The organism is Gemmatimonadales bacterium (assembly GCA_035502185.1).
GTDB lineage: Bacteria > Gemmatimonadota > Gemmatimonadetes > Gemmatimonadales > JACORV01 > Fen-1245.
In genome coordinates, this window is record DATJUT010000060.1 from 1 (window position 1) to 20,637 (window position 20,637).

Sequence of the window (20,637 nt, forward strand, 5' to 3'; positions counted from 1 at the left end):
CCGAGCGAGCTGCTGGTCTACCTCCAGCACCTGCCACGGGATCTCGACGCGGCGTCGTGCCGGTGGCTGGACGAGCGCCTCAAGCTCACGGCGCGCGGCAACTACGAGATCCTGGTCGAGTGGCTCACCATCGCGTTGGGCAGCGACTACGAGCCGGTGTTCGGCCGGGCACGCGATGTGCTGCTGAAGGTCGGCCGGATGAAATACCTGCGTCCGCTGTTCGGCGCCCTCGGCCGGCACCCGCGCACCCGCGCGCTGGCCCGGGAGATCTTCGCCGCAGCGGCGCCCACCTATCACACGCTGTCTCGCCGCGTGGTCGAATCGGTGATGGAGAAATACGATGGCTGACGAAGCGCGCCTTCCCGAGAACGCCTTCCGCGAGCTGCAGCCGGGCGAGCGCTACGCGCCGGTGGTGGGACCCTCCGAGACCGTGCCCGAGGTCACGGTCCGCTCGATCGTGCAGGGCTTCTTCTGGTCCATCGTCTTCTCGGCGGCCGCCACGTACATCGCGCTGAAGCTGGGCCAGGGGATCGAGTCGGCGATCCCGATCTCGATCCTGGCCGTGGGCTTCTCGGTGTTCGCGGTCCGGTTCCTCCAGTCGCGCGCCTCCAGCCTGATCGAGAACGTGAACGTGCTGGCGATCGGCGCCACGTCGGGGATCGTCGCCGGCGGCTCCGTGTTCACGATGCCGGCCATCTACATCCTGGGCCTCGAGCACCGCTCGTCGTTCTGGCAGATCTTCCTGGTGCCGCTGCTGGGCGCGGTGCTGGGCGTGTTCCTGCTCTCGCCGTTCCGCCGCTACTTCGTGCGCGACCTGCACGGCAAGCTGCCCTACCCGGAGGCCCGCGCCACCACCGAGATCCTGGTCGCCGGCAAGCGGGGCGGGCGGAGCGCGATCATCCTGTCGTACTCGGCCGTGGTCGCGGCGCTGTTCGACTTCATCGGCCCCTCGATGCGGGGGTGGGCGGAGAACTTCTCCACCGCGCGCATCGCGGCGCTGGACGGCTTCACCAGCCGGATCAAGGCGGTGTTCACGATGAACACCTCGGCGGCCGTGATGGGCCTCGGCTACATCATGGGCATCCGCTACGCCTCGATCATCATGGCCGGCTCGATGATCTCGTTCTTCGTGCTGGTGCCGCTGTTCGCCTACCTCGGCCAGTGGGTGCCGGGCGCGATCTCGGTCGGCGCCGGGCCGCTCGCCGCGCTGCCGCCCGACCAGATTTTCGCGATGTACGTGCGGCCGATCGGGATCGGCGGCATCTTCGCCGCCGGCATCATCTCGATCCTCAAGATGTCGCCGGTGATCGTGCAGGCGACCCGCCAGGCCTTCGGCGAGGTCGCCCGGCTGGTGAAGGGGCAGGCCAGCGCCGGCGAGGACGTCCGCACCGACCGGTCCCTGCCGATGTGGGTGGTGCTGGCGGGCGTGGCGGGCATCGGCGTCGCCGTGTTCCTCTACTTCCGCTTCTCGGTGATGGCGGGCGAGCCGCGCGCGCTCACCATCGCGCTGGTGGCGACGGTGCTGACCCTGGTGATCGCGTTCCTGTTCGCCGCGGTCTCGGCCTGGGCGATCGCGATGATCTCGATCACGCCCATCTCGGGGATGACGCTCACCACGCTGATCGTCACCGCGGTGATCCTCTCCTCGATGGGGCTGGCGGGCGAGAGCGGGATGCTGCAGGTGCTGCTGATCGGCGGCGTCGTGTGCACGGCGCTCTCGATGAGCGGCTCGCTGGTGACCCAGTACAAGATCGCCTACTGGCTCGGCGCCACGCCGCGGCGCATCGAGGTCGGCAACCTGGTGGGGGCGACGGCGGCCGCGGCGGCCACCACCGCGGTGATCATGCTGATGGCCAAGGTGTACGGCTTCGCGCCGGGGCCGCTGCACGCCAACCCGCTCCCGGCGCCGCAGCCCAACGCGATGGCGGCGGTGCTGCGCGGCGTGATGGGCAGCGCGGGCGCGCCGTGGCTGCTGTACGGCATCGGCGGGGTGTTCGCGGTCGCGTGCACCATGATCGGCGTCTCGGGCCTCGCCTTCGCGCTCGGGATGTACCTGCCGATGCAGCTCAACTCGCCGTTGGTGCTCGGCGCCGCGATCGCCTGGGCGCTGCAGCACTCGACGAAGAACAAGGACCTCGCCAAGGCGCGCTACGACAAGGGCACGCTGGTCGCCTCGGGGTTCATCGCCGGCGGCGCGCTCGTGGGCGTGCTCGGCGCACTGCTGAAGTTCGCCGAGGACAGCTGGCACGTGGCGATCGTCCCGGACCTGCCGAAGCTCCTCGGCCCGTGGCTCGAGACCTGGGGCAACTGGATCGGGCTGGCGGTGTTCGTGCTGCTGGGCCTGGGGGTGTTCCTGGACTCGCGGCGGGAGAAGCTGGAGGGGTGAGGAAGGGGTGTAAGGTGTAAGGGTGCAGGGGGTGGGGCAGAAACCAGAGCGGGGACCGGATGCCGGCCCCCGCTCTGTTTCACACCCTACACCCTACACCACCCTCATCACGCCCTGACCTCAGCGCCGATTGCACTGCTGCACGAACTCGCCCACCCGGGTGTGGATGTTGGGCAGGATGTCGTTCAGGATGTGCGTCACCTGTGCGCTGTCCTGGGCGACGCTCTCGTGGAACCCGTGATCCACCTGGGTCAGCAGCGAGTCGACCACGTGGGCGGCGTCGCAGTCGTGCTTGGGGACCGCCGCCGTGTACATCGGAACGAGGCGCTGCAGGTTCGCGTACGACAGGTAGAACACGAACCGGGGATGGAGATTGGGCGGCGCGATCGCGAGCCCCTCCGACAACGCCCGCGCGGCCGGGTCGTACTGGCGGTTGCTCAGCCAGGTGGCGCCAAGGCGCAGGAGGATCGGCGCGGCGTACTGCCGGTAGGCGGTGTCCTTGCCCGCCTCGATCGCGAGGTCCGCCGCCGTGTCGTTCTGCCCGACGTCGATCAGGTAGAGCGCGAGGACCGCGTCGCCGAGCCGGTCGTTCGGGCGGAGCGCGTGGTAGCGCCGTGCGGCCGCGAGCCCACGCACCGTGTCGCTGCGCGAGCGGAGCAGCGAGGCGAGCCGCAGCCACGGTCCCGGGAGGTCCGGGAACTTGACCGTGCCGCGCTGTGCCCACTCGAACAGCCCCGGCTCGTCGCCCGCCCGCTCGCTGGCCAGGCTCGCCGCCGTCACGAGCTGCGGGTTCAGGATCGTGCTGTCGGTCGCGTACGCCAGGGTGAAGTTCGCCGCAGCCTCCTGCCACCGCTCCTGGTTGGACCGCACGATCGCGAGGCCCACATAGTACCAGGGGTTGGCCGCCTGGAGACGGACGGCGGCGAGGTACTCGTTGGCCGCGTCGTCCATCCGGCCCAGGGAGGCCAGCGCGTAGGCGAGGTCGCCGTGGTAGCGGGCGACGTCCTTGCTCACGGTCGCGGCCGCCTGGAGCGGCACCAGCGCGGAGTCGAAGTGCATGTGATTCAGCTGCACCACCGCGCCGAGGTACAGCGACAGCCCGGGATCGGGTCGGGCGGTGGCGGCGCGCCCGCGCCGCGCCTGCGCCGCCTGACTGTCGATGCTGGCCGCCGTCGCCCGCGCCCGCACCGCCACCACGTCGATCAGCGTCGCCGAGTCGCTGGCGGCGCCCTGGGCGCGCGCCGTGACCGGCGAGCCCCATACGCCCGCCGCGGCGAGCCCCACGCCGATCAGTCCGATGCGAAGTCGATTCCCGACCATGCCGCCACTCCCCCCGCTCGTGGTCTGGTAGCGGCCGGCCCGCTCGGCGCCGGCCACGAAAACAACACCCCGGTCGACGCAATAACGATGCCGAACCGGGGTGATCGGCGCCAGCCGAGCCGTGGCGCCACGAGGGGAAGGCGGGTGTCGCTCGGGGCTGCGCGCCGCCTCAGCGCCAGTGGCCGGGCACCCAGTACCAGCCGCGGCGCGCGCCGCGCCAGCGCCCGGGCACCCAGGCCGCGCGGGCCCAGGGCCGCGCGACCCAGCGACCCGGCACCCAGTTGTACGCGGCGCCGCCCCATTCCCAGTACCCGGCGACCCAGAAGTAGCCGGGGCCGGGCGCGATGCCCACCACCTCGGCGCGGTACGCCGGCGGTCGCGCCGCGACCATCACGGCGCCCGGCGGTGGGCCGGCATAGCACGCCCCCAGCGCGAGCAAGGCGGCTCCCAGAGCTGATCGGGTGATTCGGTTCATGGTCCCCTCCGCTGCGTGAGACGCGTGTGTAGTAGTCGCGTTAACGGCGGAGGTTCCGCTGGTGATCCGCGTCACGCCAGGTCGGGCCACTCGCTTCTCGGCGTCTCGCAACTGCCCTGTTCACCGACGGTCCGAGCACCGCCTACTTCACGATCGCCCGGTAGCGGTCCTCGAGCGTCACGCCGCCCGAGAGCCCCTCGCGCTGGGCGATGGCGACCAGCCGCTCCACGCGCTCGTCCGGCTTGGGATGGGTGGCGAAGAACTCCGACACCGGGCCCTCGCCCGCGTGCTGGTCGAGCCGGCCCACGAAGGCCGCCAGTCCGCCGGGGTCGTAGCCCGCGGCGGCGGCGTACTCCAGTCCGAGGCTGTCGGCCTCCAGCTCGTCGCCGCGCGACAGCCCGGTGAACAGGGCGTCGGCCCCGGTGCCCACGACGCGGTCCAGCGTCGCGCCCTCGATGTCCACCGTGTTGCGGACCTCGCGCATCGTGTCCGACTTGCGGATCCCCTCGATCACGTGCCGCCGGTTGACGTGCCCGACCTCGTGCGCGAGCACGCCCGCCAGCTCGGCCTCGCTCTGGATCATGGCCAGCGAGCCGCGGGTGATGAAGATGTAGCCGCCGGGCGCCGCGTACGCGTTGACGATCGGCGTCTCCAGCACGGCGAACCGGTAGGTGATGTCGGGCCGCGGCGCCTGGCTCGCGACGGTGAGCCCGACCAGGTTGACGTAGCGGGTGAGCGCGGCATCGGTGGAGACCGGGAACCGCCCGGCGATGGTCGCCGCGATGCCGCGGCCGATCTCGATCTCCTTGGCGGTGCTGATGGGCAGCAGCGTGCGGGCGACGTTGGCCGCCTGGCGGACCCGGTCCAGCAGGCTCTGCGCCCGCGCGGCCGCGACGGGCGCGGCGAGGAGCAGGGCCGCGGCGGCGAGCGCGGCGCCGGCGGTACGGACGGCGGCGCGCCGGCCGCTCGCCGCCCGCGGGACGACCGGCATCGGATCGCAGACCACCGCGCCGGCCCGGCAGGGGCGCGTCATGGGTGCCTCCCGGTCGAATCGCCGGTCGCGGCGTAGGGACCCAGCCCGCCGGCGCGCATGAACGCCTCGAGGGCCACCGATCCGACGGCGAAGTGCTCCATCCGGACGATGGCCGCGGTGTCCGGCCGCACGGGCACGTCGCCGCCGGGTGTCTTCACCCGGTCCACGCCGCGCGCCCCGGCCGTCGCCACGACGCTCGCGCTCCGTTGGTCGCCCACGGCCGAGATCCCGCTGGCCAGCAGCGTGCGACCGCCGGCGCGATTGCCGGGATCGAGCAGCTTGACGTCGAAGTCGGGGTTGCGGACCGCGCGGCGGTACACGATGCGCGTCACCGCCCCGTCGGCGCCGCGGTCCGTGATCCGCCCGGCGGCCGGCCCCTTGCGCCGGCCGCTCTGGTCGAACACGACGAGGGCGCGCACCAGCGGGTCGCGGCCCAGCGCGTGCTGCTCGAGCGGCGTCGTGCCGAGCTGGGTCATCACCAGCGCCTGGGTCCCGGTGCCCACCAGGATCTCCGGGGCGCCGAGCGTCTGCCCGTCCGTGGTGCGCCGCATCTCGGCGCGCCACTGCGGCGGCGCGGAGAAGTAATCCACCCGCATCACCAGCGCGAGCGAGTCGGCCCGCGGCACGATGCGGCCGCCGGCCCAGGTGCCGGGCACGTACACCACGTCGGTCCATTGGGCCTTCTGCGCCGCCGCGCGCACCGGGAGCGCCGCGGCGACGAGGGCGAGCGCGCCCAGGAGGCGCGCCGCGGCCGCGGCGCGGCTCACGTCGCCGCTCCCGCCACCGCGGCGCCCGCCGCGGGCGCCCGCGCGGCGCTCCGGCCGAGCAGCTCGAAGATGGCCACGGGTTTCTCCTTTCCCTTCACCTTGACGTCACCCAGCGCGCGCACCTCGAACCGGTCGCCGAGCTTCGCCAGGGTGAACTCGCTGATGATGATGCCGGTCTTGAATTCCTTGTTCGCGCTCTCGAGCCGCGAGGCCAGGTTCACCCCGTCGCCGATCACCGTGTAGTCGAGCTTGTGCTCCACCGAGCCGATGTTGCCCACGACGACCTCAGCGGTGTTGATCCCCACGCCAATGTGGATGTCCGGCTTGCCCTCCGCCACCCACCGCGCGGCCAGCTCCGCCGTGGTGGCCTGCATCGCCAGCGCACAGTCGGCGGCGCGATCGGCGTGGTCGGGGTGGTGCACCGGCTCGCCCCAGAACGCCATCACCGCGTCGCCGATGAACTTGTCGAGCGTGCCGCCCTTCTGCTTGACGATGGCGGCCATCAGCGACAGGTACTCGTTGAGGAACTCGATCACCTCGTGCGGCTCCAGCTTCTCGGAGATGGAGGTGAAGCCGCGGATGTCGCTGAACAGGATGGTCAGCTCCGCGCGCCGCCCCCCGAGCGTGATCTTCGAGGGGTCCTCCGCCAGCTGCGCCACGTATTCGGGCGCCACGTACTTGGAGAACATCTCGCGGATCTGCCGCTTGTGGCGCCCCTCGGTGAAGTAGTTCGCCGCCATGCCGCCGGTGAAGGTCAGCAGCACCGCGAGCGTGGGCGCCGCGGCGTCGAGCCAGATCCCTCCGGCCCCGAACAGCCAGAAGGTGAGGCCGAGGTAGGCGGCCGCCAGGACGATGCCCGCGGCCACGCTCCACCACACCGACGCGATGAACGACGCGGCGACACCGGCCAGCAGCGCCGCCAGCACCGTCGCGCCCACGTTCAGCACCGGCCGGGCGCGGCGCAGGAAGTCCCCCGTCAGCAGGTTGTCGGCGAGCGTGGCGTGGATCAGCACGCCGGGGTCGGCCGGGCCGAACGGGTTCGCCCGCGCCTCGAACAGTCCGGATCCCGACGCGCCGACGAAGACGACCTTCCCGCGGAAGGTGGCGAGCGGCACCTCCGGCGACTCGCCCGCGACCTCCTGGTCGTAGCTGTGCAGGACCTGCGCGAAGGGGAAGATGCGGTACGTCTCCGGGTGGCTCGCGCGGTTCGGGTCGCGGTAGGGGCCCCGCCAGTGGAGCAGGAGCGCCCCGTGGTCCAGCGGCACCTCCAGGCGGCGGAACCGCAGCGCGTCCGGTCCCCGGGCGATGGGGCCGCCGGCGAAGCGCGCGCTGTCGGCCACCATCGCGACCGCCAGGCCGAAGGTGGGATAGTCGCGCCCCCGGAAGCGGTAGAGCAGGGGGGAGCGCCGGGCGGTCCCGTCCACCGGGTCGGGCGTGAAGTTGATCGAGCCCACGGCGCGCGAGCCCTCGAGCAGCGCGCGATACGGCGTCTCCACGAACTGGTAGTCGGCGGCCGCCGGGCCGGCCGCGTCGACGCCGAAGTCCCGGAGCCGCAGCAGCGCGGCGCTGTCCTGGCGGAAGGCGGCCTGGCGCCGCGCCCGGGCGGCGTCGAGCTCGCTCTGGAAGGTGAGGGTCTGGACCACGGTGCCCGCCGCCCGCTCGGCGACGGCGAAGGAGTCGTCGGCGGCGGGATGCGCGAGGTCGGGATCGGGGAAGGTGAAGTCGAACCCGATGGCCCGTGCCCCACCCACCCGCAGGTATTCGATCAGCTTCACCCAGGCGCTGCGGGTCCAGGGAAAGCGGCCGAGGGTCGGGCGCAGGTCGTCGAGGCTCAGGTTGTCCACGTCCACGATCACGATGTCCGTGTCGGCCCGTGCCGCATCGTGGAGCGTGCGGAACCGCCAGTCGAGCGTCTTCAGCTCGAACGACTGCGCGGGATAGGTGCCGCGCAGCACCACCAGCAGCAGGGCGACCAGGGCACCGACGGCGAGGCCGAGCAGGCTCCTGCGGACTCCGGGACGCATCGGCGTATGCTAGCGCCGCCCGGGGCGGACGCGCCACTCACGCGGGCGCGGCCCGCCGCATACCATACGGCCATGTCCCGGGAGGATGCGCCGGCCCGCGCGGCGACCGCCGCGATCGAGGCCGGCTTCGAGCTGGCGGGCCGCCGGTTCCGCCAGATCACGGCCCGCGCGCGGGCGCGCTTCGAGCGGCGCGAGTGGCGCGGCGCGCAGCGCGACGCCGCGGAGCGGATCCGGCTCTACGAGCGGGTCGTGGCGCGCGTGGCGGACCGGATCCGGCGCACGCTGGGCGCCCGGGTCGCCGACCGGACGGCGTGGGCCGCGATGAAGGCGGCGTACGCCCCCCGCATCGCCGCGCGCCCCGACGCCGAGCTCGCCGCCACCTTCTTCAACTCCATCACGCGCCGCGTCCGCGCCACCGTCGGCGTGGATCCGGGGATCGAGTTCCTTCACGCGGACTACCAGGCCCTCGCCGGGGCGGCGTGGCCCCCGCCTTTCGCCACCTACCCGGGCGGCGACTCGCTCGCAGAGCTGCTCGAGCGCATCCTGCGCAGCCTGCCGTTCGCGGCCTCGTTCCAGGACCTGCCCTGGGACGCGCGGCACGCCGCGGCCGCGCTCGAGGATGCCCTGCGCCGGGCCGCCGGCACCTCCGCGGTGTCGGCCGCCGAGGTGCTCCGCTCCGTCTTCTACCGCAACAAGGGCGCGTACGTCGTGGGCCGGCTGCGGGCCGGCAGCGCCGTCGTGCCGCTGGTGCTCGCCCTGCTCCACGGCGAGCGCGGCGTGTTCGTGGATGCCGTGCTCCCCACCAGCGACGAGGCGAGCGTCGTCTTCGGGTTCACCCGCGCCTACTTCCACGTCGCGATGGAGCGCCCCGCCGGAGTCGTCGAGTTCCTGGGCTCGATCATGCCGCTGAAGCACACCGACGAGCTGTACACCGCCGTGGGTCACAAGCACCACGGGAAGACCGAGCTGTTCCGGGCGCTGCAGCGCCACCTCGAGCGCCCCGACGCCCGGTTCGAGCCGGCCGTGGGCGACAAGGGCCTGGTGATGAGCGTCTTCGCGCTCCCGTCGTTCGGCCTCGTGTTCAAGGTGATCCGGGACAGCTTCGGGCCCGCCAAGACCGTGACCCGGCGCGCGGTGCTCGACGGCTATCGCCTGGTCTTCGTGCACGACCGGGTGGGGCGGCTCGCCGACGCACAGGAGTTCGAGCACCTCGAGTTCCCGCGCTCGCGCTTCGCGCCGCCCGTCCTCGACGAGCTGCTGCGCGAGGCACCGTCTGCGGTCGCCGTCGCGGGGGACCGCGTCGTCGTGCGCCACTGCTACACCGAGCGCCAGGTGACGCCCCTCAACCTCTATCTCGCCCGCGCGGCCCCGGCCGAGGCCCGGGGCGCGATCCTGGACTACGGCGACGCCGTGAAGGACCTGGCCGCCGCCAACATCTTCGCCGGCGACCTGCTGCTCAAGAACTTCGGCGTCACCCGCCACGGGCGCGTCATCTTCTACGACTACGACGAGCTGTGCCTCCTCACCGAGTGCCGGTTCCGTCCGCTGCCCCAGGCACCCACGGCCGAGGACGAGCTCGCGGCCGAGCCCTGGTTCTACGTCGGCGACCGGGACGTCTTCCCCGAGGAGTTCCTGCCGTTCCTGCTGCCGCCCGGCCCGCTGCGCGACGCCTTCCTCTCCGCCCACCGCGACCTGCTGACGGTGGAGTTCTGGACCGACATGCAGGCCAGGCAGCAGGCCGGCGAGGTGGTGGATTTCCTGCCCTATCGTCCGGAACGCCGGCTCCCACGGCGCGCGGCGCCGTAACAAACCCGAGTGCGGGCCGCGCGATTGCGGCGTCGTGCGTTGGGGCGGGAGCGGGAGTGCGGATCCACGCAGTAGGGACATTGCTGGACGTATGGTGCCGTGGGCGGGGCGAGCGCCGGGGCGCGGGATTTGCGGCCATTCTGGGTTCTAAGAGCCCACGCGGGAGATCGTGCCGCCATGCTCCACGTCGAGAGCGCCACCCTGGATGAGGCCTTCGCGCGGTTCGACGACCGGCGCGAGAATCTCATCCCGATCCTGCAGGACATCCAAGCCACCTACTCCTATCTGCCCGAGGACCTCCTGCGGCGCGTCTCGCGCAAGCTGCAGGTCCCGCTGCCGCAGGTCTACCAGGTCGCCACGTTCTACCGCTGCTTCAGCCTCAAGCCGCGCGGCAAGCACGTGGTGCAGGTGTGCCTCGGCACCGCGTGCCACGTGCGGGGCGGGACGCGCATCCTGGAGCGGGTCCAGACCGAGACCGGCCTCACGGACGTCGGCACCAGCCCCGACCTCGAGTTCGTCGTCGAGACCGTGCGCTGCCTCGGCTGCTGCGGCCTGGCGCCGGTGCTGCGCGTGGACCGGGACGTGTACGCGACGCTCGAGCAGTCCAAGGTGAAGCGGGTGCTCGACCGCTACCGGTCGGGCCGGCGCTCGGCGCAGAAGGGGGCGTCCCGTGACTGAACACCACTCCCACGTCCCCACGCACCTCACCGATCTGGAGGCCCTGGAGCGCTGCGCGATCCACGGGCGCACCACGCTGTATCCGGATCGCGTCAAGATCCTGGTCGGCATGGCGACCTGCGGCCGCGCCGCCGGGGCGCAGGAGGTGCTCGACGCGGTGCGCGAGGAGGTGGAAGGCAAGCACCTCCCGTACGCGGTGGCCGAGACCGGGTGCATCGGCTGGTGCTCGCAGGAGCCGCTGCTCGACGTGTGGGTGCCCGGCCAGCCCCGGGTGACCTACGGACGGGTGAAGCCGAAGCAGGTGCGCGACATCGTCGCCGACCTGCCGGAGCCCCGGACCGACCTCGCGCTCGCGGTGATGACGGGCGACGACAACCCGCTCACCGGCCGGCGCACCAGCTACTGCAACGGGCGGGACGTGCCGGAGGCGACGGTCGGCGGGCTGCCGACCTACGCGGAGCTGCCGCTGTTCAAGCGGCAGCTGCGGATCGTGATGCGCAACTGCGGCATCGTGGACCCGTCCAGCCTCGAGGAGTACGCGGCGCGCGGCGGGTACCGCGCGCTGTGGCGGGCGCTGTACTCGCTCACGCCGCGGGAGGTGCTCCAGGAGGTGCTGGTCAGCGGCCTCCGCGGGCGCGGCGGCGCCGGCTTCCCGACCGGGCGCAAGTGGCAGGCCGTGTGCGAGGCCAAGGGCGGGCCCAAGTACATCGTGTGCAACGCCGATGAGGGGGATCCCGGGGCGTACATGGACCGGGGCGTGCTCGAGGGCGATCCGCACAGCGTGATCGAGGGGATGATCATCGGCGGCTACACGATGGGTGCGCACGAGGGCGTCATCTATGTGCGCGACGAGTACCCGCTGGCGGTGGCGCGGCTCAGCGAGGCCATTCTGCAGGCGCAGCGCGCCGACCTGCTGGGCAAGGACATCCTCGGCTCGGGCTTCTCGTTCAACATCGGCATCACGCGGGGCGCCGGCGCCTTCGTGTGCGGTGAGGAGACCGCGCTCATCGCCTCCATCGAGGGCCGGGTGGGCGAGCCGCGGCCGCGGCCGCCGTACCCGGCGGAGAAGGGCCTGTGGGGCAAGCCCACCTGCATCAACAACGTCGAGACGTGGGCGACGATCCCGGTCATCGTGCAGCGCGGCGGCACCTGGCTCGCCGGCATCGGCACGGCCAAGAGCAAGGGGACGAAGGTGTTCAGCCTGGTCGGCAACGTGACCAACACGGCGCTGATCGAGGTGCCGATGGGCACCACCCTGGCCGAGGTGGTCAACGAGATCGGCGGCGGGGTGCCGGCCGGGCGCGCCTGCAAGGCCGTGCAGACCGGCGGCCCCTCGGGCGGGTGCATCCCGGCGGAGCAGCTGGGCCTGCCGGTGGACTACGAGAGCCTCACCCAGGCCGGCTCGATCATGGGTTCGGGCGGCATGATCGTGATGGACGACCGGACCTGCATGGTGGACATCGCCCGGTACTTCCTCGGCTTCCTCGAGGACGAGTCGTGCGGGAAGTGCTTCAGCTGCCGGGTGGGTACCCAGCGGATGAAGGAGATCGTGACGCGCATCTCGCGGGGGAAGGGTCGCGAGGAGGACCTGCAGCTGCTCGAGGAGCTCGCCTGGCTGGTCGGCGAGACGTCCATGTGCGGCCTGGGGCAGAGCGCGCCCAACCCGGTGCTGACCACGCTGCGCTATTTCCGCGACGAGTACCTCGCCCACATCCGCGAGCACCGCTGTCCGGCGAAGGTGTGCAAGGAGCTGATCACCTACACCATCGACCCGGTGACCTGCAACGGCTGCGGCGCGTGCATCAGCCTGTGCTCCGGCTCGGCGATCCTCGGCGAGAAGAACAAGCTGCACACGATCGAGCAGGCGAAGTGCACCAAGTGCGGCTCGTGTCTCGAGACCTGCAAGTTCGACGCGGTTCTGGTCAACTAGGAGCCGACATGATCCGACTCACCATCAACGGATCGTCCGTGCAGGTGGAGGACGGCTCCACCCTGCTGGAGGCGGCGCGCCTGTACGGCATCCCGATTCCGACCCTGTGCCACGAGGACGGCCTCACGCCCTACGGCGCCTGCCGGTTGTGCGTCGTGGAGCTGGGCGTCGGCCGGCTGGTGAGCTCCTGCACCACGCGGGCGCTGGAGGGGATGGTGGTCCGCACCAACTCCCAGCGGGTGGAGCGGGCCCGCCGCCTGCTGCTGGAGCTGTACGTGGCCACGAGCCCGCAGTCCAAGCGCATCCAGGATCTCGCCTCGGCGATGGGCGTCCGGGAGTGCCGCTACGAGGCCCAGCACGAGGACTGCATCCAGTGCGGGTTGTGCGTGCGGATCTGCGCCGAGCAGATGATGGGCGGCGCGATCGCGTTCGCGGGCCGCGGCAAGGACCGGCGGGTGGCGCGGCCGTTCGACCAGACCTCGGAGCTGTGCCGGCAGTGCGGGGCGTGCCTGTGGGTCTGCCCGGTGTGCGAGCTGCGCTGCCAGGCCTCGACCGCCGACACCGCCCTGTGCAACGCGTGCCTGAACTTCGCGCCCGCGTGCTTCAAGACGTACGACGACGCCATGTGCTTCCTCGATCCGTGCCACGCCTGCGAGCTGGCCGGACCGTTCCGTGCCGACGCGCGGACCAGGATCCGCGCGGCATCCACCGCGCGCTAGCAGGAGAACCCTCATGAGCCTCACGCGACTCAATTCGTCCGCCGCCACGCTGACCAAGAACCGCACCGAGGACTCGGTCAGTCCGTTCAGCGGGATGTGCACGACCTGCATCGACGGCTGCATCGGGATGTGCGAGATCGGGAAGTCCGCGTACCGCGGCGCCGAGATGATCTACCCGCAGCCGTTCGGGATCATCACCACGGCGTCGCAGAAGGACTATCCGCTCGATCTGTCGCACTTCACGATCCTGGGCCGGGCGACCGGGGCCTGGGGCATCGAGGCCGACAGCGAGAAGGCGCTGTTCCCCAACGTGGACCTCGAGGTCACGATCGGGAAGCAGGGGGCGATCAAGAGCCGGCTTCCGTTCACCCTGGCGGCGATGGGCTCGACCAACGTGGCCAAGAACAACTGGCCCGGCATCGCGGCGGGGGCGGCCATCACCGGGACGATGATCGCGATCGGCGAGAACGTCTGCGGGATGGACATGGACGCGAAGTTCGGCGAGGGGAAGGTGATCTCGGCCCCGGACCTCGAGTGGCGCATCCAGTGTTTCCGCGACTGGGCCGAGGAGGGCTACGGCGACGTGGTGGTCCAGGCGAACGTCGAGGACACCAAGCTCGGCGTGCAGGAGTACGCCCTCAAGAAGCTCGGCGTGACCAGCGTGGAGCTGAAGTGGGGCCAGGGCGCCAAGGACATCGGCGGGGAAGTGAAGATCCGCGACCTGGCCAAGGCGCAGGAGCTGCGGCGCCGCGGCTACGTCGTGCTGCCCGACCCGATGGACCCGATGGTGATCGAGTCGTTCAAGAAGGGCAGCTTCCACGAGTTCGAGCGGCACTCGCGCGTGGGGATGGTGGACCAGGACTCCTTCCTCAAGCGCGTGGAGCAGCTGCGCAAGCTCGGCGCCAAGCACGTCTTCCTGAAGACCGGCGCCTACCGGCCCGAGGACCTGGCCCGCGCGGTGAAGTACTCGTCGCTGGCGGAGCTGGACCTCCTGACCGTGGACGCGGCCGGCGGCGGCACCGGCATGAGCCCGTGGCGGATGATGAACGAGTGGGGCGTGCCCGGCATCGAGCTGCACTCGCTGCTGCGGGACTACCTGCACAAGCTCGCCACCAAGGGCGCCTACATCCCGGCGATCGCCCTGGCGGGCGGCTTCACGTTCGAGGACCAGATCTTCAAGGGCTTCGCCCTCGGCGCCCCGTTCGTGCGCCTGATCGCGATGGCGCGCGCGCCGCTCGCGGCGGCGATGGTCGCCAAGACCATCGGCAACGCCATCGAGCAGCAGAGCCTCCCGATCTACGTGGAGCGGTTCGGGACGTCGGTGGACGAGGTGTTCGTCACCGCCGCCGAGCTGCGGCACAGGTACGGCGACCGCTTCGCCAAGCTGCCGGTGGGCGCCATCGGCTACTACACCTACTACATGCGTCTCGCGCAGGGCCTGCGGCAGCTGATGGCGGGCGCGCGCAAGTTCGCGGTGCGCTACATCGACCGCAACGACATCGCGGCCCTCACGCGCGAGGCCGCGGAAGTCAGTGGCATTCCGTACGTTACGGACATGGACCGGGAGGAAGCCGAGAAGATCCTGATGCACTAGGCCCGCAATTTGCACCCTTCCGGCGGTGACGGCCGCGGCGATTGGGCCGCGGCCTTTACCGTTCTTGGGGGGTGTGGTGTGACGGACATTCACAACGGGTTCGTGCCGCTGGAAGCGGAGGACTACAACGCGGTCGGGGTGTCGCTGACGGAGGCGAAGGTCAATCCGTTCATGATCGCCCAGCGGCAGCTCGACGAAGCGGCGCGCATCCTCGAGCTCGACGACGCGACGCACCAGATGCTCAACTGGCCGATCCGGGAGATGCACGCGCGCATCCCGGTGCGGATGGACGACGGCCGCGTGGAGGTGTTCCACGCCTTCCGCGTCCAGTACAACGACGCGCGCGGGCCCTGCAAGGGCGGCATCCGGTTCCATCCCAACGAGACGATCGACACGGTCCGCGCCCTGGCCGCGTGGATGACGTGGAAGACGTCGGTCGTGGACATCCCGCTCGGCGGCGGCAAGGGCGGGATCGTGGTGGATCCCAAGGCGCTGTCGGTGGGCGAGCTGGAGCGGCTGAGCCGCGGCTACGTGCGGCAGATGGCGCGCATCCTGGGTCTCGAGAAGGACGTGGCCGCCCCCGACGTCTACACCACCCCGCAGATCATGGCGTGGATGATGGACGAGTTCGCCGTCATGCAGGGGCACAACGAGTTCGGGATGATCACCGGCAAGCCGCTCGCCATCGGGGGCTCGGAGGGCCGGGGCGACGCGACGGCCCGCGGCGGCGTCTACGTGATGCGCGAAGCCGCCAAGGTGGCCGGCCTCGACCTCACCAGGGCGACCTACGCCGTCCAGGGCTTCGGCAACGCCGGGTCCTATGCGGCGAAGATCATCCGCGACGAAGTCGGCGGCACGGTCGTGGCCATCGGCGAGATCGACGGCACGATCTACAACGCCAAGGGCCTGGACGTGCACGCGCTGCACCGGCACTTCCTCGAGCACCACGGCGTCAAGGGCTTCAAGGGCGGCGACTTCATGCCCAACCCCAAGGCCTGCCTGGAGCTGAAGTGCGACGTGCTCGTGCCCGCCGCCCTGGAGAACCAGATCACGGCCGACAACGTGGACCGGGTCAAGGCGAAGATCGTGCTCGAGCTGGCGAACGGCCCCACGACGCCCGAGGCCGACCAGGTCCTGGCCGAGCGCGGCATCGTGGTGCTGCCCGATTTCCTGGCCAACGCCGGCGGGGTCACGGTGTCGTACTTCGAGATGGTCCAGAACGCGTACAGCTACTACTGGGACCTCGACGTGGTGCAGGACCGTCTCAGCCGGAAGATGACGCACGCGTACCAGGCCGTGCACGAGGCGGCGACGAAGCACAAGGTGCACAACCGGCTCGCGGCCTACCTGGTGGCGGTGAGCCGGGTGGCCCAGGCCATGAAGCTGCGGGGCTGGGTGTAGCGCGGCCGGGGCGCGGGCCGGCCCCCCGGGCGTCCCCCGGGGAGCGAGCCGCGAACCAGCGCCTCGGGAGCGGTCAGACGAAGGTGCGGACGACCGACGCCGCCCGCCGCAGCCGGAACCGGCTGCGACGGGCGGCGTCGCTGAGGCGGGATGCCGACCGAGACTACGAGGCCCGGCGCCTCAGCGCCAGCGGCCGCGCCAGAAGCGCATGACCGGCGGCACGATGATCTTGCCGTCGCCCGTGATGATGATGTGGCGCACGGTGTCGTCGCGATCGAAGTACAGGCTGACCGTGTCGCCCACGGCCGGAACGACGAACGGATCGTCCGTCCGGAACACCGCGCCGGTGCTGTCCGCGCAGGGGAAGATCACCGGATAGCCCACGCCGGCCTTGAGCGTGTCGCCCGCCGGAGTGACCAGCGTCGTATCGAAGTAGATGAGCGGGTTGACCACGAACAGTCGAATGTGCCGGTACGTCCCCGCCGGCAGCGTGCCCGTGGCGATCGGGATGCCGGCGGCCGCCGAGTCGGGCAGGTGGATCAGGTCGAGATGGGCGCTGTCGATCGGGATCGTGTCCCAGCCCCACTCCCGCTCGCCCCAGTCGTGGCCCTTGGCACTGTCGGCCGAGTCGGCCGCGCTGGTGTCGACCTTCACCGTCAGGACCTCGAGCTTGGTGGCGAGCACGATCAGCGAATCCACGTCATGGGTGCGCATCCACCCCCACCAGCCGCGCCAGTGGTGGCCTTCGCCGTCGCCGAAGTCGCCGAAGCCTCCCGGCCCGTTGAAGCCGCCGGGGCCCCCGAAGTCGTTCGCCAGAATCCCCCCGACCGACCCGGGAGCGGCGGACGAGGACGACACCGAGGCGAGCTGCACCGTGAACGCGGATCCGCCGGAGCTGCCGCCGGGGCCGGTGCCCGTGGCGGCGTCGCGGCTGCAGGCGGCCGTCGCCGCGAGGAGCACGAGGGCGCCGGTCGTCAGCCAGGTCGGCCGCAGCATACGATTCATGGCTTCTCCATCAAGAAGGGGGATCGGCGGGGTCGGATTGCCCCCGCCGCTGCATGGAGGACCATGCGGAGGTTCGCGGGGTAACGTCCCGTGCTGGTGGTCGTTACCTTGAAGCAAATTACCCCATCAATGGGTTAGGGAGCGTGCAGTCGAGCGACGGTACCATCGTCCGCCGGGTTCTGGCCGGGGACGCCGAGCAGTACCGCATCCTCGTCGAGCGCTACCGCACGGAGTTCGGGCGGTACGCCGTCGCGTCCGTGGGCGACCTGGACGCGGCGCAGGATGCCATGCAGGAGGCGTTCATCCGTGCGTTCGACGCGCTGGCGACCTGCCGCGACCCCGACCGGTTCGGGGCCTGGTTCTTCCGGATCCTCACGAACCAGTGCCGGAACGTCCAGGCACGGCGGCGCGACACGGTCCCCCTGGAGGACGTGGATCCGCCGGGCGGGGACCGGGCCGACGAGGGCCTGGAGCGGGGGGAGCTGGGGGCGGCGCTGGAGGCGGCCCTGGCCCGGCTGACGCCCGAGCAGCGCGAGGCCTTCGTTATGAAACACGTGGATGGACGGTCATATGAGGAGATGGCCGAGCTGCTGGGGGTGGGGGTGGATGCTCTGAAGATGCGGGTGCACCGGGCCCGCGACGCCCTGCGGTCCTTGATGGGAGCCTTGCGATGACGGAGTGGGACGGTTTCAGCGCGGATGCGCATCGCTACCTCGACGGGGAGCCGTTCGAGGAGCTGAGCGGCACGGAGCTGGCCGCCGCCGACCGGCTGGCGGCCGAGGTCCGTGACTACGCGGCGCGGCTCGCGCCCGTGGATCCGGCGCTGGACGAACGTGTGATGACCGCGGTCCGCCGGCGCGCGCCGGCCCGGCGCCGGAGCGGCCTGGCGTGGCTGATGGCCCCCCGGACGGTGAAGCTCCGGCCCGTGTGGGTGCCCGTCCTCGCGGCGGCTGCGGCGCTGGTGGTGTGGCTCGCGCCGCGCGGGAACGGCGGGAGCCCCGTCCCGGTGGCCGCGGCGCCGGCGCGCGCCAGCGCCGACACGGTGTTCGTGCGCTTCGAGCTCGAGGCGCCGCAGGCGCGGAGCGTCTCGGTGGCCGGCTCGTTCAACGGCTGGCAGGTCGGTGCGCTGACGATGGTCCGGGACGCCCGCGGCGTGTGGTCGGCGACGGCCCCACTTCCGGTGGGCGAGCATCGGTACGAGTTTGTGATCGACGGGACTCGCTGGGTGCCCGATCCGACCGCGCATGCGGAGGTGGACGACGGGTTCGGGGGACGGAACAGCGTGATCGTGGTGGGCCCGAAGGGGCTGGTGAGATCATGAACCGGTTGCGTCGGTCCGCGATCGCAGCGGGGCTCCTCCTGGTGCCGGCGGTGCTCGCGGCCCAGGGCGCCGGCATCGAGGGCAGACTCCAGACGCGCGGCCTGCCCGCGAGCCTGGCGCATCGCGTGGCGGTGGTCGCCACCGCGGCTGCGGCGCGCGGCGTGCCCGACGGGCCGCTGGCCGACAAGGCCATCGAGGGATGGGCCAAGCAGGTGCCGCCCGACCGGATCGTGGTCGCCGTGCAGCACTTCGCGGACCAGATGGCCAGCGCGCGTACCGCCGTGATCGATGCCGGCATCGAGTCGCCGCCGGGCCCGGTGATCGCGGCGGCGGCCGAAGCGATGCGCAGCGGGATGCGCGCCGATCAGGTCCGCAGCGTCGTGCAGGCCGCCGGCGAGGGCGCCGTCGCCGCCCCGGGCCTCAGCGTGGCGGCGGCGCTGTCAGCCCAGGGCCTCGGCAGCGACCAGGCCACGAAGATCGTCGTGGGCGCCATGCACAGCCACCGCAGCATGGCGGACCTGCTCGACCTCCCTTCGGTCGCGCGCGTGATGCACGACCAGGGCATGAGTCCCGGCGACATCGAGCATCGCATGATGAACGGCGACGGCGACGGCGACCAGGGCAGCGGCCGCTCCGGGGACCGGGGCGACCGCCCGTCGAGCGTGCCGCCGGGCACTCACGACCACGATGGCCATTCCCACGATCGGTGACGTGTAGAATCTGCCTCGCGGCGGCCGCGCTGCTGCTTCTCGCGGCCACCTCGCTCGCCGCGCAACAGGTCCGCTTCCGTCTCGGCGGCGTCCGCGCGCGTTACGCCGACACCGTTTCGGGGTCCGCCGGCACCCTGACCACGCGCCTGACCTGGGATGGCCGCCGCAGTACCGGCGCGCTCGACGGCTCCTTCACGCAATTCACCTCCGGGGCGTGGGCCGCACAGGCCGCCGGCTCGCTGTTCGGCATCCGGCTGCTGAGCCCGCACGTGGGTCTGGGCCTCAGGGTGGACGGCGACGGGGGCTACATCGAGGGCGGCACTTGGAGCGCGCTGGGCTCGGCCGGACCCGTGGCCGCGGTGGTCGCGGGAGACTGGATGGTCTCCGCCGGCGTGGCCGGGGGCGCCGTGCGCAGGGTGGACCAGGTCTCCAGCGCCACCGTGGACGGCAGCCTCACGGTGCGCCGGGACGTCGGCCGGTGGAGCGTGCAGGGCAGCGTCGCCGGCACGCAGGCGGGCCCCACCCGCTTCGCCGACGCGACCGTGGGCCTGCAGCTCCGCGCCGCCCGGCTCACGCTGAGCACCCTCGCGGGCGCGCGTTCCGGCAATCTCGGCGGCAAGCCCTGGTACCAGGGCCGCGCCGCGCTTCGCGCCACGTCGTGGGCGACCTTCGAGGCGGAAGCGGGCACCTATCCGCGGGATCTCAGCGGTTTCACCGAGGGCGCCTTCCTCAGCTTCGGCGTGTGGCTCGGCGGCGGGCTCCGCGCCATTGCCCAGCCCCGCGCGCCGGGATTCGACGGCTCGGCGCCGGCGAGCGTGGCCGTCGAGGTGATGGACCCGGGGCATCAGCGTGTGACGTTCCTGGTGCCGGACGCCCACGACGTCGCCATCGCCGGCGAGTGGAACGAGTGGACTCCGGTCGCGCTCGAGCGGGTCGATGGCGAGCACTGGCGGGCCAACCTGGCCCTGAGCCAGGGCGCCCACCGCTTCTCGCTGGTGGTGGACGGCCGCCGCTGGATGGTGCCGCGCGGCGTCGCGACCCTGCCCGACGACATGGGCGGCACGGTCGGCCTGCTGGTCGTGGACCGCTAGGCCGCCTTCGCGTGTCGGCACGCCGGCGCCGACCGATTGCCGCCGGCCATCTGCCGACGGCGAAATCCTACCATTCTGCACGAGATTCAACTTCCGGATTCCCGTCGGACGCACTAGGCTTTGGCCAGCCCAATCCGAGCGAGGTCCTATGAGCCTGATCCGTTCGTATCGAGTCGCTCTCGCGGCGGCGGCCGGGGCGACGGCGTTGCTGGCGCTGGGCGCGGTGCCCGCGGCAGCCATTCCGAGCTTCGCCCGTCAGACCAAGCTGCCGTGCAGCGCCTGCCACACGCAGTTCCCCGAGCTGACCGAGTTCGGCCGGGTCTTCAAGCTCAACGGCTATACTCTGCGGGCGATCGAGTCCATCGAGGACTCGGTGA

General features: G+C 71.7%; 19 protein-coding genes. 13 read left to right on the top strand and 6 right to left on the bottom strand.

Annotation, left to right across the window (positions count from 1 at the left end; translation table 11 throughout):
• Together VMF70_08100 and VMF70_08105 are read left to right on the top strand one after the other, a co-directional pair.
• Nucleotides 1–348: leukotriene A4 hydrolase C-terminal domain-containing protein (locus tag VMF70_08100; protein HTT67974.1), on the top strand; the 348-nt coding region annotated here is incomplete at its 5' end.
• The gene (locus VMF70_08105; GenBank protein HTT67975.1) at nucleotides 341–2,386 is read left to right on the top strand and encodes an oligopeptide transporter, OPT family; all 2,046 of its coding nucleotides are present in this window, start codon (nucleotides 341–343) and stop codon (nucleotides 2,384–2,386) included. The genes VMF70_08100 and VMF70_08105, both read left to right, overlap by 8 nt.
• A gap of 120 nt (nucleotides 2,387–2,506) precedes the next feature.
• Here the strand turns inward: VMF70_08105 and VMF70_08110 are convergent, their stop codons facing one another.
• From VMF70_08110 to VMF70_08130, 5 genes are all read right to left on the bottom strand, one after another.
• Entirely contained in the window at nucleotides 2,507–3,763 is a 1,257-nt protein-coding gene (locus VMF70_08110; protein HTT67976.1) for a hypothetical protein, read from the bottom strand.
• 112 nt (nucleotides 3,764–3,875) lie between these two features.
• A complete protein-coding gene (locus VMF70_08115) occupies nucleotides 3,876–4,181 on the bottom strand; it encodes a hypothetical protein (GenBank protein ID HTT67977.1) in 306 nt (101 codons plus the stop codon).
• A gap of 142 nt (nucleotides 4,182–4,323) precedes the next feature.
• On the bottom strand, nucleotides 4,324–5,214 hold the full coding sequence (locus tag VMF70_08120) for a M48 family metallopeptidase (protein ID HTT67978.1): 891 nt from the start codon (nucleotides 5,212–5,214) through the stop codon (nucleotides 4,324–4,326).
• Complete coding sequence (locus VMF70_08125; GenBank protein ID HTT67979.1) at nucleotides 5,211–5,981, bottom strand: hypothetical protein; 771 nt, start codon at nucleotides 5,979–5,981, stop codon at nucleotides 5,211–5,213. Before VMF70_08125 ends, VMF70_08120 begins: the two co-directional genes overlap by 4 nt.
• Nucleotides 5,978–8,005, bottom strand: coding sequence for an adenylate/guanylate cyclase domain-containing protein (locus VMF70_08130; GenBank protein HTT67980.1), 2,028 nt, complete (start codon nucleotides 8,003–8,005; stop codon nucleotides 5,978–5,980). Before VMF70_08130 ends, VMF70_08125 begins: the two co-directional genes overlap by 4 nt.
• Nucleotides 8,006–8,077: 72 nt before the next feature.
• Here VMF70_08130 and aceK point away from each other — a divergent pair, with 72 nt between their 5' ends.
• The 6 genes from aceK to VMF70_08160 all read left to right on the top strand — a co-directional run bounded on the left by aceK (nucleotide 8,078) and on the right by VMF70_08160 (nucleotide 16,133).
• Complete coding sequence (gene aceK / locus VMF70_08135; GenBank protein ID HTT67981.1) at nucleotides 8,078–9,811, top strand: bifunctional isocitrate dehydrogenase kinase/phosphatase; 1,734 nt, start codon at nucleotides 8,078–8,080, stop codon at nucleotides 9,809–9,811.
• Nucleotides 9,812–9,988: 177 nt separating this feature from the next.
• Entirely contained in the window at nucleotides 9,989–10,489 is a 501-nt protein-coding gene (locus VMF70_08140; GenBank protein HTT67982.1) for an NAD(P)H-dependent oxidoreductase subunit E, read from the top strand.
• Nucleotides 10,482–12,419, top strand: a complete 1,938-nt coding sequence (locus VMF70_08145) for an NADH-quinone oxidoreductase subunit NuoF (protein HTT67983.1) — start codon at nucleotides 10,482–10,484, stop codon at nucleotides 12,417–12,419. The genes VMF70_08140 and VMF70_08145 overlap by 8 nt, the downstream gene beginning before the upstream one ends.
• 8 nt (nucleotides 12,420–12,427) lie before the next feature.
• The gene (locus VMF70_08150) at nucleotides 12,428–13,138 is read left to right on the top strand and encodes a 2Fe-2S iron-sulfur cluster-binding protein (protein ID HTT67984.1); all 711 of its coding nucleotides are present in this window, start codon (nucleotides 12,428–12,430) and stop codon (nucleotides 13,136–13,138) included.
• Between the two features lie 13 nt (nucleotides 13,139–13,151).
• The gene (locus tag VMF70_08155) at nucleotides 13,152–14,732 is read left to right on the top strand and encodes a glutamate synthase-related protein (GenBank protein HTT67985.1); all 1,581 of its coding nucleotides are present in this window, start codon (nucleotides 13,152–13,154) and stop codon (nucleotides 14,730–14,732) included.
• 78 nt (nucleotides 14,733–14,810) lie between these two features.
• Nucleotides 14,811–16,133 carry a Glu/Leu/Phe/Val dehydrogenase gene (locus VMF70_08160; GenBank protein ID HTT67986.1) on the top strand — a complete coding sequence of 441 codons (1,323 nt, stop codon included), beginning with the start codon at nucleotides 14,811–14,813 and terminating at the stop codon, nucleotides 16,131–16,133.
• A 180-nt stretch (nucleotides 16,134–16,313) separates the two neighbouring features.
• Here VMF70_08160 and VMF70_08165 read toward each other — a convergent pair whose 3' ends face one another.
• Nucleotides 16,314–17,138 (bottom strand): hypothetical protein, encoded by an 825-nt coding sequence (locus tag VMF70_08165; protein ID HTT67987.1) that lies wholly within the window; start codon nucleotides 17,136–17,138, stop codon nucleotides 16,314–16,316.
• Between the two features lie 143 nt (nucleotides 17,139–17,281).
• Here VMF70_08165 and VMF70_08170 point away from each other — a divergent pair, with 143 nt between their 5' ends.
• The 5 genes from VMF70_08170 to VMF70_08190 all read left to right on the top strand — a co-directional run.
• Nucleotides 17,282–17,812, top strand: a complete 531-nt coding sequence (locus VMF70_08170; GenBank protein ID HTT67988.1) for an RNA polymerase sigma factor — start codon at nucleotides 17,282–17,284, stop codon at nucleotides 17,810–17,812.
• Nucleotides 17,809–18,459, top strand: coding sequence for an isoamylase early set domain-containing protein (locus VMF70_08175; protein ID HTT67989.1), 651 nt, complete (start codon nucleotides 17,809–17,811; stop codon nucleotides 18,457–18,459). The genes VMF70_08170 and VMF70_08175 overlap by 4 nt, the downstream gene beginning before the upstream one ends.
• Complete coding sequence (locus tag VMF70_08180) at nucleotides 18,456–19,169, top strand: hypothetical protein (GenBank protein HTT67990.1); 714 nt, start codon at nucleotides 18,456–18,458, stop codon at nucleotides 19,167–19,169. Before VMF70_08175 ends, VMF70_08180 begins: the two co-directional genes overlap by 4 nt.
• The gene (locus VMF70_08185) at nucleotides 19,166–20,260 is read left to right on the top strand and encodes a glycogen-binding domain-containing protein (GenBank protein HTT67991.1); all 1,095 of its coding nucleotides are present in this window, start codon (nucleotides 19,166–19,168) and stop codon (nucleotides 20,258–20,260) included. Before VMF70_08180 ends, VMF70_08185 begins: the two co-directional genes overlap by 4 nt.
• 148 nt (nucleotides 20,261–20,408) lie before the next feature.
• On the top strand, nucleotides 20,409–20,637 hold a 229-nt coding region (locus VMF70_08190; GenBank protein ID HTT67992.1), incomplete at its 3' end, for a hypothetical protein.